The organism is uncultured Sphingomonas sp., assembly GCF_964021865.1.
Lineage (GTDB): Bacteria > Pseudomonadota > Alphaproteobacteria > Sphingomonadales > Sphingomonadaceae > Sphingomonas.
On record NZ_CAXIAM010000103.1, the window covers coordinates 1 to 2,606 of the forward strand.

General features: G+C 68.7%; 3 protein-coding genes. All 3 read left to right on the plus strand.

Annotation, left to right across the window (positions count from 1 at the left end; translation table 11 throughout):
* Window positions 1-1,158: 1-deoxy-D-xylulose-5-phosphate reductoisomerase (locus AADI75_RS16030; protein ID WP_341209983.1), on the plus strand; the 1,158-nt coding region annotated here is incomplete at its 5' end.
* Window positions 1,155-2,288 carry a M50 family metallopeptidase gene (locus AADI75_RS16035; RefSeq protein WP_341209984.1) on the plus strand — a complete coding sequence of 378 codons (1,134 nt, stop codon included), beginning with the start codon at window positions 1,155-1,157 and terminating at the stop codon, window positions 2,286-2,288. The genes AADI75_RS16030 and AADI75_RS16035, both read left to right, overlap by 4 nt.
* An 82-nt stretch (window positions 2,289-2,370) precedes the next feature.
* Window positions 2,371-2,606, plus strand: a 236-nt coding sequence (locus AADI75_RS16040; RefSeq protein ID WP_341209985.1) for a hypothetical protein, incomplete at its 3' end; no start/stop codon positions are given.

The following is a 2,606-nucleotide window of genomic DNA, read 5'->3' on the forward strand; positions in this document are numbered from 1 at the left end:
ATGAAGACCGTCAATATTCTGGGTGCGACCGGCTCGGTCGGCACCTCGACGCTCGACCTCGTCGAGCGTGCGCCCGAGGCGTTCCGCGTGCGGGCATTGACCGCGAATTGCGACGTGGAGCGACTGGCCGCCGCCGCGACCCGTACGAGCGCCGAACTGGCGGTCGTGGCCGACGAATCCTGCCTCCCGACGCTGCGCAGCGCGCTGGCGGGGACAGGGATCGCAACGGCCGGCGGCGCGCAGGCGGTGTGTGAGGCGGCGGCAAATGGTGCCGACTGGACGATGGGCGCGATCGTCGGATGCGCGGGGCTGCGCCCGACGCTAGCGGCGATCGAGCAGGGCGGGACGGTGGTGCTCGCCAACAAGGAGCCGCTGGTGTCGGCGGGGGCGATCATCACCGCCGCCGCGGCACGGCATGGCGCCACGCTGCTGCCGGCCGACAGCGAGCATAATGCGATCTTCCAGTGCCTCGACCTCGCCCAGGTCGAATGCGTGCGGCGGATCATCCTGACCGCAAGCGGCGGGCCGTTCCGCGACTGGTCACTGGACGAGATGGCGGCGGTCACACCGGCACAGGCGGTGGCGCATCCCAATTGGTCGATGGGCGCGAAGATCTCGGTCGACAGCGCGACGATGATGAACAAGGGGCTGGAACTGATCGAGGCAGCGGCGCTGTTCCCGATCGATGCCGACCGTATCGAGATCGTCATTCATCGCCAGTCGGTGATCCATAGCCTCGTCGATTACGTCGATGGTTCGATGCTCGCACAGTTGGGGCCGAGCGATATGCGCGTACCCATCGCGCATTGCCTCGCCTGGCCCGAGCGGATGGCGACCCCGATGGCGCCGCTCGACCTCGTCAAGATCGGCCGGCTCGACTTCGAGGCCCCTGACGAGACACGGTTTCGCTCATTGGCGCTCGCGCGTGCGGCGGTGAACGCCGGCGGTGCGCGTCCTGCGATCCTGAATGCGGCGAACGAGATCGCCGTGGCGGCGTTTCTGAGCGGGGCGATCGGCTTTCTTGAAATCGCCGCAATCGTCGACGATACCCTGCAGCGCTACGACCCGGCCGCGCCGGAAACGCTCGACGCGGTGCTCCACGTCGATACGGAAGCGCGGCGATTGGCGGGCGAGCGTGTGAAGGATTGCGTGGCTTGATCCAGACACCCGGACTGCTGCTGACCGTGCTCGCCTTCTTTCTGGTGATCGGTCCGCTCGTCTTCATCCACGAAATGGGTCACTATCTTGCCGGGCGTCTGTTCGGGGTGAAGGCGGACGCGTTTTCGATCGGCTTCGGGCGCGAGGTGGCGGGCTGGACCGACAAACGCGGCACGCGCTGGAAGCTGGCGTGGCTGCCGCTGGGCGGGTACGTCAAGTTCGCCGGCGACATGAACCCGGCGAGCCAGCCGACCGGCGAGTGGCTGGCGCTGTCGCCTGCCGAGCGCGCGCAGACGTTTCAGGCCAAGCCGGTGTGGCAGCGTGCGATCATCGTCGCCGCGGGGCCGTTCGTGAACTTCGTGCTCGCGATCCTGATCCTTGCCGGCTTCGCGCTGGCGTATGGCGACGCGCGGACGCCGAGCGTGGTGGGGCAGGCGATCCCCGGCACCGCTGCGGCGGCCGCCGGCTTGCAGTCCGGCGACCGAGTCACCGCGCTCGGCGGCCGCCCGGTCGAGACGTTCGAGGACATGGTCCGCTTCGTGAAGATCCGCGCAGGCGAGCGGGTGCGCGTCGACTATGTCCGCGGTGCGAGGCCGGCGAGCGTCGAGGCGACGATCGGGACGCAGGAGCAACGCGACCGGTTCGGCAACAGCTACCGCGTCGGCTTGCTCGGCATTTCGCCGGCCGCGCCGGTGATCGAGCCGGTCGGCGTGCTGGAAGCGCCGGTCGTGGCGGTGCAGCGAACCGGGCAGATCGTCGGGATGATGGTCGAGACGATCGGCCAGATCATCTCCGGGCGGCGTTCTGTCAAGGAACTCGGTGGGCCGCTGTCGATCGCCAAGGTGTCGGGCGAGCAGATCACGCTGGGGCCGGACGCCTTCGTTTTCCTGATCGCGCTGGTGTCGATCAATCTCGGGTTCATCAACCTGCTGCCAGTGCCGATGCTGGATGGTGGGCATCTGCTTTTCTATGCGATCGAGGCGGTGCGACGCCGGCCGGTTGCGCCGGAGGCGGTGGAATGGGCGTATCGCGGCGGATTGGTGGCGGTGCTTGCGCTGATGTTGCTGGTCACCTTCAACGATCTCGGCAACTTCGGGCTGTGGCGGCATCTCGCCGGGTTGATCGGGTGAGCAAGGTAAGGCAGGGCGGCGCACACGCCGAAGACCGGGCCTGGATGGACGGCGTTTACTCTCGGGTAGGATTGCAGTGACGGTGCTGAACACTTCGACTTCGCGGGCGCGTGCCTCGGCGACCTTGCTGGGCTGCACCATGCTGGCCGGTGTGCCGCTGGCTGCGACCGCGCAGACTCGCCCGGCCGCCAACGCGCCCGCCCGTCCCGCAGGCGCCGCCCCGGCGGCACCCGCTGCGCAGGCCCCCGCGATCGCGCAGCCCGCCGCGCGCACGATCACGTCGTTGCGTGTGGAGGGGACGCAGCGGATCGAGCCGGA